The following is a 15,556-nucleotide window of genomic DNA, read 5'->3' on the forward strand; positions in this document are numbered from 1 at the left end:
CATCGACATTTGGTTTTATAGGACTAAGCATAACTTGTTGTTTTATCTTAACTTTACACCAGTCGTTCGGCCTATCCCCTTTAGTCATATTGACTTTTTAAAAATAATCTTCTTAACAATTTTCAATAAAACATTTTATTAACGATAACAGGCAAATTCAGTCGAGATATGTAAATATATCGTTGCGGATAGTGCATTAATACGCCACTGGCAGTTTTCCGAGCGCCGTCAGCCGCCCATTATCAATATGGATATACCCGCCTTTTTTTAGTTCAGACAGAATCTTCATGGTCCGACTGCGCGATATCCCGGTACGTCGTTGAATAAAATTCAACACGATAATGCTTTCCCGGTAGTCCTGTGGATAAGCCCAGATTTCAGTCAGCAGCGCCCGAACTTTCAGATAAGAATCGACGCCGACTAATTCACGATCGCGCGCGCTCATCACCATCAGACGGTAAGCCAGACAACGGGCCACGTCGTGCCACAAATCGCATTCATCGGCGATTTTTATAAAATCCGTCAGGCGAACAAATCTACCGGTACAAACCGTTTCTGCGAGCAAAAAGTGTTCCGGTCGCGCGGGGACGTTATAGGTAGCGCCATAGCTGTCAACCATACCCACGACCGATGGCGCAAACGATGAAGATATATGGAGTCGGTTGTCATCACGACAGAAAGAAACAACGCCTGACTCCAGTAATACAATGTAGTGTTCATCATTTGCCTGTAAATAAAACTCATCGCCGATACCCAGCGTAAACGGTTGACCAAATGGCAACAAGGCCGAAAATAAGGCATCAATCGCCGCGTGAGGTTTAGCCTGCTGAGAAAAAAGAAAAGAGTGTAATGAATTCTCATTATTATCTTTAGCAAAAGCGTCGTTCATCATTTTTTTCATTAACGGTTGTCTACTCAATGTAGCGTCACAGTATAACCTCTCAAAAAACGCTTAAATTAATAATAAATAACATCGCTATGCAGTATTTCTGTATTCACAAGGCACTAATACGCAATATTTTTAAGATTAAGACAATTCTTAATACAAAATGATTACAGAAAATTAATAACGAATTACGCATAAAGAATGAGAGGTCAGGGGGCGCAGGAAAAGAGATTCGAAAGAACGCGCCTTCGAATCTCAAACTAATAGTCCAGATTAATGCAAATAAGCAGTGATATTATCTGAAATGGCGTGGAGCAGCATAATACTCTACCATTTTATCCGCCAGCCAGCCGCCGTCTTCACCGTTAGAATGGATTGTCGTAATACTGATAGTAGAACCACCGCCCCATAAGATCGAAAAGACGTTAAAGTCCGGTAGGTTCAGCGCCTGCATCTGGCTCCAGTCATACCCTTTATCTTTACGTAAAAAGTCGCCGACGGTCGGGACGCCGTAAGTCGCGCTATTTAAGGCCGTATTGAGTAGCTGCAAAGAGAGCGTGTCAGGATCGCTGCCAATGCGGGCGTCACCCATAAAAAAGGTTCCGCCAGATGCAAAGTGCGCAGCGCTGATTTTACTGACACCCTCTTCTACTGTAGGCATATGGCCGCCTGGGATTTGCCACAGCATGGCGGGCGTCAGCAGCGCTTTCGTCACCTGTTTGACCATCGCCAGGTAATTAAGCCAGCATGTCGCATTCCAGCCATAGTGGGCAAGCGCATCAGGACTGAAACAGTCACGCTCAAATTTATCAAACGCAATAAAGTCCGGCGCATATTCTCCGCTATAAACGCCCAGTTCATGAATAAATTCGGCGATCGCCTGCCCTTCAGCTACCGGATCAGCGGTATCGCGCAGCACCCAGTCCGCCGTTCCTGTCGCCCAGACATTCGTCTGCCAGCCAAAAGCCACATCCGGGGCAAACTGACGAACAAGATAGTTCACCGCCTGAATATAGCCGTAGAGATCGTCGCTAAACGTCGGCAACGAAGGCGCGATAAAGCCAGCCATCACCGGTAATGCTTGTATCGCCGCCGCCAGTTGGGCATTCACCGGCACACTGTTTCTTTGCCGTACTACGGTATAGCCATACGGTCCTTGCTGTAGCGCCCCCAGAAAATCCGGGTTAAGCACAAAGGTGGCCGGGACAGGATGCGTCTCATCTTTGTATGACTGCGCCGCCAGACACTGGGTAATAAAGTTACCAAAATGGTTACGTAGCTTTTGCGCATCCTGTAAATCCGCCAGGGCGCTACCGCCGCTGGCATTCGCGGTATAAATGACCATTACCGGCATGACGCTACGCCCGGCTTCTTTTTCTATCTGGCGCACCAGCGCAACGGTTTTATGGATCGGTAACGTCGCGTAATCCAGAAAACCATCCCCGTTCACGTCAACCTCCGCGGCCGGAACCGGATCGCCGCCGCCGTCAAAACCATCGTATTTAAACAACGCGCTAAACGGTATATCGCGATAAAGAGAAACCGTCTCTGGCGCGTTAACCGTCACGCCGCCATGAGCAAGGTAATCAGGCCAACCTTTTACCTGTAGCGTCACGCCGGGCAGAAACTCCAGCGCCACATGGTTGACCTTTTGCAACAACCGTAGCGGCCCGGCCTGTTCACAACGCCACGGCACGCTGTCGATGAAAATATCGTCCGTCTGAACATCATACAGCCCGGGCGCAAAGCGTAATGCCAACGTCTGCCGATCGCTACCGCTCTCCAGCATTAATGAGTATTGATATTTACCGCTACTGAACAGATAACGCTGCGGCGCGACGCCATCAGGCAGGCCCAGTAGAGTGGCATCCACCGTCACGAAACTCGCCGTGTCGATCGCTGCCTGCTGGTAAGCGACAGCAACCTCGGCAACCTGAGCCGCGGCAGGGATAAAACCCGTAAGCTGTATGGGTGCCGATATAAAGCGGTTATTAATCATCGCAGGCTGCAGATTGACCGTATAATGATGCCCCGCCAGTAGCCGGGTGATTAACTGCGGTTGGTTGGCGATAAGCGTGACGGTACGCTCATCCGCTTGCGTAGCATCGGCGATCTCAACGGTCAATTTCGCATTACCAAGCGCAGGGGCGTCAATCATCAGACGCGCGCTGGCATAACGGACAATCGGCAGACAGGATACCTGGACCTGCGCGGCGGCATCGCCGGTTTGCAGCGTAACGGTAAAAGAGGACTCGACTGGCGCGATTTGCATCTCATCATTCGCCAGTACCGGTACGGTAAGCCGATACGTTCCTGCGCTAAGATCGCCTATTGTCAGCACCTCTCCCCACTCACCGACAAAGCGCCGGGTTTCGCCGGCAGGAAACAGCAGCTCAATCGCCGGTTTAAGCTCCACGGTCTGCGTCATGGCAGGAAAATGAACGCAAATTTTACCCTGACGGGCAGGGTCATGGGCCAACGTCGCGCTCAAATCGCTGATGGCAACTGGCATCTGCGTGGCGGCCAGATAGCACTGTAATTCGGCGGTATCCCCCGCCGTCAGCATCAGCGTGCCGTCATGATTAATGGTGATGGTATTCTTCTCGATGGGCCATCCCCCATCGCTGGCCAGCGTCACGGCCTGATTCCCCAGCATTGTTCCCTGAAACGGACTGTAGGGATCGGGGTGCGCGCTGGCCGTAAAATTCAGTTGAAGCTGATTGAGATCTATCGCCTGGGCGTAGAGGTTGGTCAGCGTAAAGGTGACGCGTTGATACCAACTCGCGGTATTCAACTCGCTAACGTTAAGCGTAAGGCCGCGTTCCTGAAGGTCGTTATCCTTTTCCGGCGCATCGGGTTCGGCGGGGTGTTCATCTGCGGCGGGTATCGCTGGCGTCTCCTCATCGGATAAGGTTTCAGACTCTGTGTCTTCGGATGAAGATGACGCCAGCGTCAAGGTGATGGCGGACATTTTTACCGGCACCTGCGTCGCCGCGAGGCTGAAAGAGAGCGTCCCGCGTTCGCCCGGCTGAAGAAGTAATGCATCGCTGTTATTAATGATGATGTTGTTAGTTTCCAGCGTGCCATACGAACTATCGTTCAACGTAAGCGGCAGGTTCCCTTTGAGCGTACCGCCGCTATTTCCCCATGGATCGATGTGCCCGGAGGCCGTGAACGATATTGCGGCATGGTTCATATCGACCGCATTACCGCTCTCATTAATAAAGGTTAAGGTGATTTTTTGATACCAACTGTTGACGTCAAATGCGCTGGCATGGATAGAAATGGTCATGGTCTACTCTTCCTCTGTCCCTGGTGGAGAAAAGCCCCGGTAAACCGGGGCTTGAATCATGAAGCCCAATACATCGTGCTTAATGCCGTGTATTAGTAAGCGCCAAGATCGGTCCATGCACCGCCGACACCGCAGTTCAGGTCAGGCTGGTTGCCCATAGACCACCATTTCACCTGATAGTTATGGCCTTTCCAGCTAACGATTTCGAAAGAACCCCAGTTTGCGCCATAAACGGTCAAAGCATCCCACTGCGCGTAAGGTGACGTTTTGTCATCTGCTGGCGTATCATCCTCAGCTGGCGTGGTATCTTCTTCCTCGTCCGGTACAGGAACGATAATCTCTTCTTCCTCTTCCGGTTCCGGTTGAACCTGAGATAGCGCAGGTACAGCCGTCAGAACAAAGCGCTGTTGAGAGGACGGTTCGTTGTAGCAGTCGCGTACAAACAGGGTGAACTGAAAGGCTGTTTTTTCGCTAACTTCCGGTACCACAACCTCAATGATTTCTGCCGTTTTGTCTGCCACAGCGATTTGAGAAGGCACGCCCCAGCTAAAGGACAACTCATCACTATCTTCATCAGAAGAACCTGCGCCAGACAGCTGTACCGTAGATCCGCCTACGACCATCAGTTCAATCGCCGCTTTCGGCGCGTGGTTGACTTTCTGCGCGTCGTCGCTATCGCTCTGTTCTTCACCATTTTCTACATTGATACCTTCGAAGTAGAACGGTTCCATATCGATAACTTCAGATTCGATTTCATAACCCAGACCTTCACGCACGGCGTTAACCAGCACGCCGTTATCCTGATCGATAGTCCAGGTAAATACGCCGCCCAGGCCCAGTTTCGCTGCATATTCGCCTTTTGCTTTGACAGTACGCGGCGTATCCAGGGATAAAAACAGTTTGGATTCCGGGCTATACAGGTAGTCAGCGTCAGCGACCTGGTCGGTGTAAACGTTGAAACCGTTACGACCTTTCTGGTTTTCCAGATCCAGGTAGCTATAAATGACGTCATACCATTCGCTGGTGCCGGATTCGAAAGAACCTGTAGTGTCACCTGTTCCCGGGTTATAAGAACCTTTCAGCGGCGACAGGGATTCAATTTCTGCCTGACGAGCGTTACGGGTATAGCCGGCATAACCGATGTTGATACGATCAGCGGAGAAACCTTCCGCCAGCAGGTGATCAACGATGGTTTCGACAGCCCAGCCGCCCTCTTCCAGCGCTTTGCGGTTGGTATGGTGGCCAAGAGTTTCCGCCCATGGCGTACCGAGGAAATCATAGGTCATCAGGTTGATGCCATACAGGCCAGCAGCCAGCAGATCTTTTACTTTAGCGTGATCAAAAATCGTGGTCACCGCGGAAGCAGCGATAGAGATCTTCACATTGCTCAGACCAGCGGAATCCAGCTGTTTGCGCAGTTCGGCAATCAGCAGCGCGTAGTTAGCGCCATCTTCCGGACCAAACGGGTTGCCCGCCCCTTCATCGTTCGGGTATTCCCAGTCAATATCCACTTCGCTGAACATCGGGAACTGTTTGAACAGTTTCACCACGCCTTTGGCGAAGATTTTACGAGAAGAGTCAGAAGCGGCGGTTTCGTGGAACCCGTTACTCATGCTCCAGCCGCCGATACTCATGGAGAGCGCCAGCGTGTGACCTGCAGCTTTCGCTTTTGCCTGCATATCACGCAGCGCACCCAGCATACCTTTGGCGTTAGCCTGGGTCACGGTTTTCGGATCAACATCCCAGCCGCTGGTTTCAAAACCCAGGTTGATATAAGACTGGAAATCGCCCCACGGATCGAGGAAGGTCGGCTCATATTTCACTTTGCCGCACTGTGCTGCCGCTTCTGCTACGACATCGCGGTTTTCTTTATCAATTTTTCTGAAACCGGTGATGCCAACAAAGCCGAAAATCAGTTTGTCATAAGCCGTCGGTGAAACGTTGGTTAAATCATAACCACGGCCCGGTTGGGACATATTGCCTTGCAGACGGCTGTCATACTGTGACCAGTCGGTGTAATAACCGAATACCTTCGGTTTAGTCGTGGAATTTTTATATTTATTGTATACCGGTTTCGCAACACGAGCGGAAGTATAGCTTATTTTATCATCGCTTGTTGCAGGGTCAAAACCATTCGCTGCATGAGTAGTTTCAGTAATTGTATCGCCTTGAATCAGTTTGCTTGTAGCCATTTTCAAATTTCCTTTTACGTTTCAAAATTGTCGCAGCTCGTTCTGCGGGGTCCATAATCGTTACAGGCATAAAAAATAGCTAATCACAAAACATCATCTTTTTAGATGATATAAAAATCATAAAAATGAGGTTAACAACACCGTCTACCGAAGAGAAAACAACACCTCTCAGCGCCCGCTTAGTCCATTCTGGTGAGAACATAGTAAATATCATTTATCATGTAATTAAATATCATTTAATTACAATGAAATAATGTGATTACACTCGCTATAGACAATGACAATACAATAAAACCGGTGACATTTATTGGATTAAGACATTTCTCATACAATATAGTCACCACAGACAACCAGGATGTACATTTCTAAAGGAAGACGTTATGAAAACTTATATCATTAATAGCAACTGCATTTACAATGAAGGTAAATATGAACTGAGAACGGCCTCAAATTCACAGGTTATTAAAATGACTGCGATGAGAGCCAAATGTCTCAGTTTCATCATCGAGAATGCTCATCTGGAGATTATCGAGCGACAAAAAATAACCACCGCGTTATGGGGAAGTCGAAGCCACTATGTTAATGATGCAAATCTAACGCAGATTCTCTATTTAATCAGACGTGACCTTAAAGCGCTTGGTATTAACGATCTTTTTATTACCATTCCAAGACAAGGCCTCAAAGTTAATAGTGATATCGCCATTATCGCGACGGATAGCGAAACAAAGGGAAGAAAAAAACAGATTGTACGGCAAACCATCGCTGCCCTGACGACCGTATTTTCAGTAACGTTAGGTTCTCTCATGTATCTGCATATTCACTAAGCGAAGGAAAGGGAAGATGAATCCAATTATAGATGGAATTATTGCGCTTGAAGGCGGTTACGTATTTAACCCTAAAGATAAAGGCGGCGCCACCCATTGGGGCATTACCGAAGCCACGGCGCGAGCGCATGGCTATGCTGGCGATATGCGGGATCTGACCCGCGCCGAAGCCTACGCGATTCTCGAAGAGGATTACTGGATAAAACCAGGCTTTGACGTCATCTCGACGCTATCGTGGCCAGTCTCCTTCGAGCTGTGCGATGCGGCAGTCAACATAGGCGCTTACCACCCCAGCGCGTGGCTGCAACGCTGGTTGAACGTCTTTAATCACCAAGGTAAACGCTACCCGGATGTTCATGTGGATGGCAATATTGGCCCGCGGACACTTGCCGCTCTCGAACATTATTTGGCCTGGCGAGGCCAGGAAGGGGAAGCCGTTTTGGTGAAAGCCCTCAATTGCAGTCAGGGCACGTACTACTTAAACGTTGCTGAGAAAAACCACAATAACGAACAATTTATTTATGGCTGGATCAAAAATAGAGTGACCTAGACCAGACTGAAAAAAAACGCGTAAAAGGCTCACGGATGAGCCTGATACTGCGAATGATAATTAATCTGAATTATTTCCTTCGATAATTTTTTTAATCCGCCGCCCAAGAATTTTTAAGATCGGACTCGCGAAAACACCGCCTAAGCCTGCCGCCAACAGAACAATGTTGAAACTGCATTCTTTTTCGATTGCAATCGCGCTTAACAAGAAACTGGTGAAGCAGGAAATCACGATCTGCGTTAAGCAATATTTTATACTTTCATGAGAACTATTATATTCTGTCTTATCTTTGCGTAAAAGATAGCTGACAAAGCCTCCCCACGCGCCAATCGAAATAATAGTGAGTAAGATCTCTAGCTCCAATAGCACAACTTCCGTTGTCGACACATGGTTGGGAATAGACATTTTAACACTCCGAAATCATTATAAATGAATAATTAACACAAGGAGTGTAAGCGCCCTGTCAGAAGGGTAAAAATCAAAGCACATCATTTAAAACCATATTAAATCAAAGCGTAAAAATGAGGTGTATTAGCGACGGAAGGAGGAAAGCGTTTGTAACATACTTACCATCTCATTAATCGTCGATATATTTCTACTATTTTTATTCCAGGATGCATAGACCTGAACTGACTTCAAAGCCAGTTCGGGCGGAGGCTGAATAAATTTAATGTCATATTTACGATGGTTTTTATAAAAAAGCGCTAATTTCAAAGGCATCAATGCAATCAATGAGGTTCGTTCGATCATGCTCATCAAACCGTTAAGCGAATCACTGCGATAGCCGACAATACGCCTGCCAGTATAGTAAAGCTCATCCTTAAATAACTCGCTATCATGATATATCACTGAAGCCCCCATTCCCGGCTGATATAACGCATGACGCGAAGAATAAAAATGATGTAGCGACAGTTGTGAGAGGGTACTCAGCATGTGTTTACTGCTACAGATACAAACAAATGATTTAAAACTATCAATAATTTGATTCTCTATGCCGGACTCCAGCAAAGGTTCGGCACTAATCAACAGATCGCCTTGCGCAGTAAACAGAAGTTCGCTGATATGCTCCCGACTCATATTTCTGACAGTGAAATGATTTATCAAAATACGGTCAAATATATCGCTGTTATAGAGCTGAGAAAGATAATAGCTTTCAACAATATCACTGCCTAATAACGTTATCTGGAACGCTTCATCTTTTTTGCTATTACAGAGAAATGTGTCATCCACCAGTTTCATCACCTGACTGAAATTTTGGTGAATGTCGACAGCCTTAGCTGTGGGGATGAGCCCGCCTTTCCCTCTGCTAAACAGTTCTTCCGGGTAATAACTCTGCAGGCGCTTTAACGCCATAGAGACGGCAGCCGGTGTAATGCCTAACTTTTTTGCCGCCATAGCCGCATTTCCTGACAAAATAACAGCGTCAAGAATTTTGATTAAATTATAATCAAAGCTCTTGTTGGCACCTTTCGATCCCATTCGCTGTCTGCCTCCGGAAACTAAAAAAAGCAATATAGATAATACTCAAGATAAATCAATTCACAGCATCTAAAAAAGCAATCGTTAATGTCATCACATCACGTTTTTTTAAAGAATGAGCGTATACAAACCTGCTGATTAACATCAATTTGTTTATCAGTAAAACAAAATACCAACAAATGAGAGGATACGATGCGTTTAGCAGAAGCCTGGGCGCGTACAGGCAGAAAAAAGCCCGGATATGCACCCGGGCTAAAGAAAAATACAACGGTAAAAAGATTAGCGAGTCAAATCGTCAAAGAATTTTTTCACGCCGTCAAAGAAGCTTTTTGAACGCGGGCTGTTTTTCTCTCCCGTCGGGCCGCCAAAACTTTCCTGAAGATCTTTTAGCAATTGCTTCTGTTTTTCGCTCAGACCGACCGGCGTTTCAACCACCACACGGCACAGCAAATCGCCCTGCGCGCCACCGCGTACGGACTTCACGCCTTTGCCGCGCATACGGAACAGCTTGCCCGTTTGTGTTTCGCTCGGTACTTTCAGCATCACGCGACCATCTAACGTCGGCACTTCAATTTCACCGCCCAGCGCCGCCATCGCAAAGTTGATCGGCACTTCGCAATAAAGATTATTGCCTTCACGCTCGAAAATAGGGTGTTGTTTCACCTGGACCTGAACGTACAAGTCGCCTGCCGGTGCGCCATGCTCGCCCGCTTCGCCCTCGCCTGCCAGACGAATACGATCGCCGGTATCCACGCCCGCCGGGATTTTAACGGACAGAGTTTTACTCTTTTCAACACGCCCATGACCGTGGCATTTATGGCACGGATCTTTGATCAGCGTACCGCGTCCCTGACAGTGTGGGCAGGTCTGCTGTACAGCAAAGAATCCCTGGCGCATCTGTACCTGACCAGAACCATGACAGGTCGGACAGGTTTGCGGTTGCGTGCCAGCTTTCGCGCCGCTGCCGTGGCAAACGTCGCACTCCTCCAGCGTCGGAATACGGATCTCTTTGGTCACGCCACGCACCGCTTCTTCCAGGGTGAGATCCATGTTATAACGCAAATCAGCCCCACGCGCCGCACGTTGGCGACCACGCCCGCCGCCAAAGATATCGCCAAAAACGTCACCAAAGATATCACTGAAATCAGCGCCGCCATTGAAGCCGCCGCCAAATCCGCCACCCATACCGCCTTGTTCAAACGCGGCGTGACCATACTGATCGTAGGCTGCGCGTTTTTGCGCATCGGTCAGCACTTCGTAGGCTTCTTTAATCTCTTTAAATTTAGCTTCGGCCTCTTTATCACCCTGATTGCGGTCCGGATGATATTTCATGGCCAGGCGCTTATACGCCTTTTTGATTTCACGCTCTTCCGCTGTTTTGGAAACGCCTAAAATCTCGTAGTAATCTCTTTTCGCCATCTCTTTTTATCTGCCCTTAACATGCATACACGGGCGGAGAGGAAACCTCTTCGCCCGTGCCAGTAATTACCCGTTCAAAGGGCGATTATTTTTTATCTTTTACTTCTTCAAACTCAGCGTCGACAACGTCGTCATCTTTCGCGTTGTTTGCAGAAGCGTCAGCGGAGCCAGCCTGCTGCTGCGCATGTTGCTGCTGAGCGATTTCCATCAGTTTCTGGGAAACCTGCGCCAGTTCCTGCATTTTCGCTTCGATAGCGGCTTTATCTTCGCCTTTCAGGGCAGTTTCCAGCGCGCTCAGGGCAGACTCGATAGCGGTTTTGTCATCAGCCGGCAGTTTATCGCCTGCTTCTTCAACCTGCTTACGGGTGCTGTGCAGCAGATGGTCGCCCTGGTTACGGGTCTGAACCAGCTCTTCGAACTTACGGTCGGATTCAGCGTTCGCTTCTGCATCGCGAACCATTTTCTGAATTTCTTCCTCGTTCAGACCAGAAGACGCCTTGATAGTGATCTTCTGCTCTTTACCGCTATTTTTATCTTTCGCGGAGACGTGCAGGATACCGTCAGCATCGATATCGAAGGTAACTTCGATCTGCGGCATACCGCGCGGCGCCGGGTTGATGCCATCCAGGTTGAACTGACCCAGAGATTTGTTATCAGACGCACGTTTACGCTCACCCTGCAGCACATGGATGGTTACCGCAGACTGGTTGTCTTCCGCAGTAGAGAACACCTGGCTGTGCTTGGTCGGGATGGTGGTGTTTTTGGTGATAAGCGGAGTCATCACGCCACCCATCGTTTCGATACCCAGAGACAGCGGGGTAACGTCCAGCAGCAGTACGTCTTTCACATCACCGGTCAATACGCCGCCCTGAACCGCTGCGCCGATAGCCACAGCTTCGTCCGGGTTAACGTCTTTACGCGGCTCTTTACCAAAGAACTCAGCCACTTTTTTCTGCACCATTGGCATACGGGTCTGACCGCCGACGAGGATCACGTCGTTGATATCAGACACGGACAGGCCAGCGTCCTGCAGTGCGACTTTCAGCGGCTCGATAGAACGGTTCACCAGATCTTCAACCAGGCTTTCCAGTTTCGCACGAGTCACTTTGATGTTCATGTGTTTCGGACCGGTGGCATCTGCGGTAATGTACGGCAGGTTCACGTCGGTCTGCTGCGCAGAAGACAGCTCGATTTTGGCTTTTTCTGCGGCTTCTTTCAGGCGTTGCATGGCCAGCGGATCGTTACGCAGGTCAATGCCCTGATCTTTCTTAAACTCGTCAACGAGGTAGTTGATCAGGCGGGTATCGAAGTCTTCACCACCCAGGTGGGTATCACCGTTGGTTGCCAGAACTTCAAAGGTTTTTTCGCCATCAACTTCGTCGATTTCGATAATAGAGATATCGAAAGTACCACCACCGAGGTCGTAAACCGCGATAGTACGGTTGCCGACTTCTTTATCCAGACCGTAAGCCAGCGCTGCGGCAGTCGGTTCGTTGATGATACGTTTAACTTCCAGCCCCGCGATACGACCAGCATCTTTGGTAGCCTGACGCTGCGCATCGTTAAAGTAAGCCGGTACGGTGATAACCGCTTCAGTTACCGGTTCGCCCAGATAATCTTCAGCCGTTTTCTTCATTTTCTTCAGCACTTCGGCAGAAATCTGCGGCGGCGCCATCTTCTGACCTTTCACATCAAGCCATGCGTCGCCGTTGTCGGCGCCGATGATTTTGTACGGCATGATAGAAACGTCACGTTGAACTTCTTCGTCCTGGAAGCGGCGGCCAATCAGGCGTTTAATCGCAAACAGGGTGTTTTGCGGGTTTGTCACTGCCTGACGTTTAGCCGGCTGACCAACCAGAGTTTCACCATCCTGGGTATAAGCAATGATAGAAGGCGTAGTGCGATCGCCCTCGGCGTTCTCCAGCACGCGTGCCTGCGTTCCATCCATAATCGCTACACAAGAGTTGGTAGTACCCAGGTCGATACCAATAATTTTACCCATCTAAACGTCTCCACTAAAAATTCGGTCATCATGTGGTTGTGAATCTGTAATAAGGGCGAAACGTGCGGTTTCAACTACCCTGAATCGTTTTTTTTCAGACTCACCACTGCGGTTGACTACAAGATGGGGTCGTAACCCACGTCATCAAGGGGGAGATGAAAAAATTTTTTAGTGACGAGAGGGCGCGATGGAAAACCAGACAGATAAATATTCATGAAATAAATTAAACAACGAATACCATTCACGGAAAAATTGTAATAAAAAGAAAAGATTACAAAACTGAATCGTTGCCATGAGCAGAGTATGATAGACGGTAATTGCTTATTGAACCCGTCAAAGAGAAATTCCATGCGATCTGTGTTAACGATTTCCGCCGGCCTGCTTTTCGGCCTGGCGTTAAGTAGCGTCGCGCACGCGAACGACCATAAAATACTGGGTGTTATTGCCATGCCCAGAAATGAAACGAACGATCTCGCGCTGAAAATTCCCGTCTGCCGCACCGTGAAGCGCATTCAACTCACGGCGGATCACGGCGACATCGAACTTAGCGGCGCATCCGTCTATTTTAAAACTGCGCGTAGCGCCAGCCAAAACCTGAACGTCCCTTCCTCAATCAAAGAGGGCCAGACGACAGGCTGGATCAATATTAATAGCGATAACGACAACAAACGCTGCGTATCAAAGATTACCTTCTCAGGTCATACGGTAAATTCTTCCGATATGGCGAGACTTAAAGTCATTGGCGACGATTAATCGCTGTTATTTCTATTCCAAAAGCCAGACTGAAAATGAACGTCACCTATTTACACGACGAGGATTTAGACTTTCTTCAGCATTGTAGCGAAGAACAACTCGCCGATTTCGCCCGTTTGCTGACGCATAACGAAAAGGGCAAGGCTCGCTTGTCGAGCGTCCTTAGTCATAACGAGCTGTTCAAAGCGATGGAAGGTCACCCGGAGCAACACCGCCGTAACTGGCAGCTCATTGCCGGCGAGTTTCAGCATTACGGCGGCGACAGTATCGCCAACAAATTGCGCGGACACGGAAAACAGTACCGCGCGATTCTGCTGGATGTCGCAAAACGGCTAAAACTTAAAGCAGATAAAAGCATGTCGACGTTTGAAATAGAACAGCAACTGCTGGAGCATTTTTTACGTCATACCTGGCAGAAGATGGACGCGGCGCATAAGCAGGAATTTCTGCAAGCCGTAGACGCCAAAGTTTCTGAACTGGAAGAACTGCTGCCGCTGCTCATGAAAGATCGCAGTCTGGCAAAAGGGGTCTCCCACCTGCTTTCCACCCAGCTTACCCGCATTTTACGTACCCATGCCGCAATGAGCATCCTGGGCCACGGATTGCTGCGCGGCGCAGGTCTTGGCGGCCCGGTCGGCGCGGCGTTAAACGGCGTCAAAGCGATGAGCGGCAGCGCGTATCGCGTGACTATTCCGGCGGTGTTGCAAATAGCCTGCCTGCGACGAATGATGGCAGCCGTTCAGGCGTGAATGCCCTCACAGGGGGAAATATTTTCTTTTCCCCCTTATTAGATCATAGACAGTCCTCTTCCCCCTGATTATTATGCCGCGCCCCGAATACGGAACTCGTTATTCTGGGAAACTATTTCACCATTCAATTATGATGATTTTGAGGAATTATGGGCAACACTAAGTTGGCTAATCCGGCACCGCTGGGCCTGATGGGCTTCGGCATGACCACCATTCTGCTTAACCTGCACAATGCCGGTTTTTTCGCCCTGGACGGTATTATTCTGGCGATGGGGATTTTCTACGGCGGTATCGCGCAAATTTTTGCCGGTCTGCTGGAGTACAAAAAAGGCAATACCTTTGGTTTAACGGCCTTTACCTCTTACGGTTCGTTCTGGCTGACGCTGGTCGCTATCCTGCTGATGCCGAAAATGGGCCTGACGGATGCGCCTGACGCTCAGCTACTCGGCGCTTATTTAGGTCTGTGGGGCGTGTTCACGCTGTTTATGTTCTTTGGTACGCTGAAAGCCGCCCGGGCGCTGCAATTTGTTTTCCTGAGCCTGACCGTACTGTTCGCTCTGCTGGCGGTCGGCAATATCACCGGTAACGAAGCCATTATCCATATCGCAGGCTGGGTTGGTCTGGTTTGCGGCGCCAGCGCTATTTATCTGGCGATGGGTGAAGTGCTAAACGAGCAATTTGGCCGCACTATTCTGCCAATCGGCGAAGCGCACTAAATCTCTTTTATTCCTCCCGCACCGGGAGGAATAACCCTACTATCAGTATCTTCCGGTCAGGATGACATATTCTCACGTCTGGCGCTCTTCGGACGGAAAGCGGCAACCACTTCCGGCGCGGTTTCGACATACGGCCCGTCAAGCAGCTGTATGCAATACGGCACGCTCGCAAAAATGCCCGGCACGCTAACGCTGCCATCGTCCGCTTTTACGCCTTCCAGCGTTTCTTTGATCGATTTTGGCTGTCCAGGCAGATTAAGAATTAACGCCTGTTTACGGATAACACCCACCTGGCGGGAAAGAATGGCGGTCGGCACAAAGCGCAGGCTGATCTGGCGCATCTGTTCGCCAAAACCTGGCATTTCACGGTCGGCGATGGCAAGGGTCGCGTCCGGCGTGACGTCGCGACGCGCCGGACCGGTACCGCCAGTGGTCAGCACCAGATGACAGCTCATCTCATCGACCAGTTCACACAACGTTTGCTCGATAATTTCCTGTTCATCAGGAATTAAGCGCCGTTGGACCTCGAAAGGCGTGGTCAGTGCAGAAGCGAGCCACTCCTCAAGCGCAGGAATGCCTTTATCCTGGTAAACGCCGCTTGAAGCGCGGTCGGAGATAGAAACTAAGCCAATACGTAAGGTATCCATAATTATTCCGTTAAAACAGTCTCGTTAAACAGAATGATACACTGCGA

General features: G+C 49.2%; 13 protein-coding genes. 5 read left to right on the forward strand and 8 right to left on the reverse strand.

The window, feature by feature from the left end; translation table 11 throughout:
• Positions 1 to 196 precede the first annotated feature (196 nt).
• From NAZ64_RS13245 to NAZ64_RS13255, 3 genes are all read right to left on the reverse strand, one after another.
• Positions 197 to 901, reverse strand: coding sequence for a winged helix-turn-helix transcriptional regulator (locus tag NAZ64_RS13245; RefSeq protein WP_076725957.1), 705 nt, complete (start codon positions 899 to 901; stop codon positions 197 to 199).
• A gap of 280 nt (positions 902 to 1,181) precedes the next feature.
• The gene (locus tag NAZ64_RS13250) at positions 1,182 to 4,178 is read right to left on the reverse strand and encodes a chitinase (RefSeq protein WP_483640960.1); all 2,997 of its coding nucleotides are present in this window, start codon (positions 4,176 to 4,178) and stop codon (positions 1,182 to 1,184) included.
• Positions 4,179 to 4,270: 92 nt separating this feature from the next.
• Positions 4,271 to 6,370 (reverse strand): glycoside hydrolase family 18 protein, encoded by a 2,100-nt coding sequence (locus NAZ64_RS13255; protein WP_483640961.1) that lies wholly within the window; start codon positions 6,368 to 6,370, stop codon positions 4,271 to 4,273.
• Between the two features lie 380 nt (positions 6,371 to 6,750).
• Between NAZ64_RS13255 and NAZ64_RS13260 the strand changes: the two genes are divergently transcribed.
• On the forward strand, positions 6,751 to 7,194 hold the full coding sequence (locus NAZ64_RS13260) for a winged helix-turn-helix domain-containing protein (protein WP_061377128.1): 444 nt from the start codon (positions 6,751 to 6,753) through the stop codon (positions 7,192 to 7,194).
• Between the two features lie 16 nt (positions 7,195 to 7,210).
• Positions 7,211 to 7,744: a glycoside hydrolase family 108 protein gene (locus tag NAZ64_RS13265; protein WP_001068135.1), complete on the forward strand. Its 534-nt coding sequence runs from the start codon at positions 7,211 to 7,213 to the stop codon at positions 7,742 to 7,744.
• A gap of 60 nt (positions 7,745 to 7,804) precedes the next feature.
• Here NAZ64_RS13265 and NAZ64_RS13270 read toward each other — a convergent pair whose 3' ends face one another.
• The 4 genes from NAZ64_RS13270 to dnaK form a co-directional block, all read right to left on the reverse strand.
• On the reverse strand, positions 7,805 to 8,149 hold the full coding sequence (locus NAZ64_RS13270) for a phage holin family protein (protein ID WP_000026889.1): 345 nt from the start codon (positions 8,147 to 8,149) through the stop codon (positions 7,805 to 7,807).
• 126 nt (positions 8,150 to 8,275) lie between these two features.
• The gene (locus NAZ64_RS13275; RefSeq protein ID WP_024797406.1) at positions 8,276 to 9,223 is read right to left on the reverse strand and encodes a LysR family transcriptional regulator; all 948 of its coding nucleotides are present in this window, start codon (positions 9,221 to 9,223) and stop codon (positions 8,276 to 8,278) included.
• Positions 9,224 to 9,502: 279 nt separating this feature from the next.
• Entirely contained in the window at positions 9,503 to 10,642 is a 1,140-nt protein-coding gene (gene dnaJ / locus NAZ64_RS13280; RefSeq protein WP_001119009.1) for a molecular chaperone DnaJ, read from the reverse strand.
• 85 nt (positions 10,643 to 10,727) lie between these two features.
• Positions 10,728 to 12,644 carry a molecular chaperone DnaK gene (gene dnaK / locus NAZ64_RS13285; protein ID WP_000516126.1) on the reverse strand — a complete coding sequence of 639 codons (1,917 nt, stop codon included), beginning with the start codon at positions 12,642 to 12,644 and terminating at the stop codon, positions 10,728 to 10,730.
• A 348-nt stretch (positions 12,645 to 12,992) separates the two neighbouring features.
• On the opposite strand from dnaK, the gene NAZ64_RS13290 reads away from it, so the two are divergent.
• The 3 genes from NAZ64_RS13290 to satP all read left to right on the forward strand — a co-directional run bounded on the left by NAZ64_RS13290 (position 12,993) and on the right by satP (position 14,862).
• On the forward strand, positions 12,993 to 13,397 hold the full coding sequence (locus tag NAZ64_RS13290) for a DUF2541 family protein (RefSeq protein ID WP_220569421.1): 405 nt from the start codon (positions 12,993 to 12,995) through the stop codon (positions 13,395 to 13,397).
• Between the two features lie 35 nt (positions 13,398 to 13,432).
• A complete protein-coding gene (gene msyB, locus NAZ64_RS13295) occupies positions 13,433 to 14,146 on the forward strand; it encodes an acidic protein MsyB (protein ID WP_001103477.1) in 714 nt (237 codons plus the stop codon).
• Between the two features lie 149 nt (positions 14,147 to 14,295).
• A complete protein-coding gene (gene satP, locus NAZ64_RS13300; protein WP_000528525.1) occupies positions 14,296 to 14,862 on the forward strand; it encodes an acetate uptake transporter in 567 nt (188 codons plus the stop codon).
• A gap of 56 nt (positions 14,863 to 14,918) precedes the next feature.
• Here the strand turns inward: satP and mog are convergent, their stop codons facing one another.
• Positions 14,919 to 15,509, reverse strand: a complete 591-nt coding sequence (gene mog / locus NAZ64_RS13305; RefSeq protein ID WP_000380373.1) for a molybdopterin adenylyltransferase — start codon at positions 15,507 to 15,509, stop codon at positions 14,919 to 14,921.
• Between the last annotated feature and the right edge of the window lie 47 nt (positions 15,510 to 15,556).

The sequence above is a fragment of the Salmonella sp. A1325 genome (genome assembly GCF_056991255.1).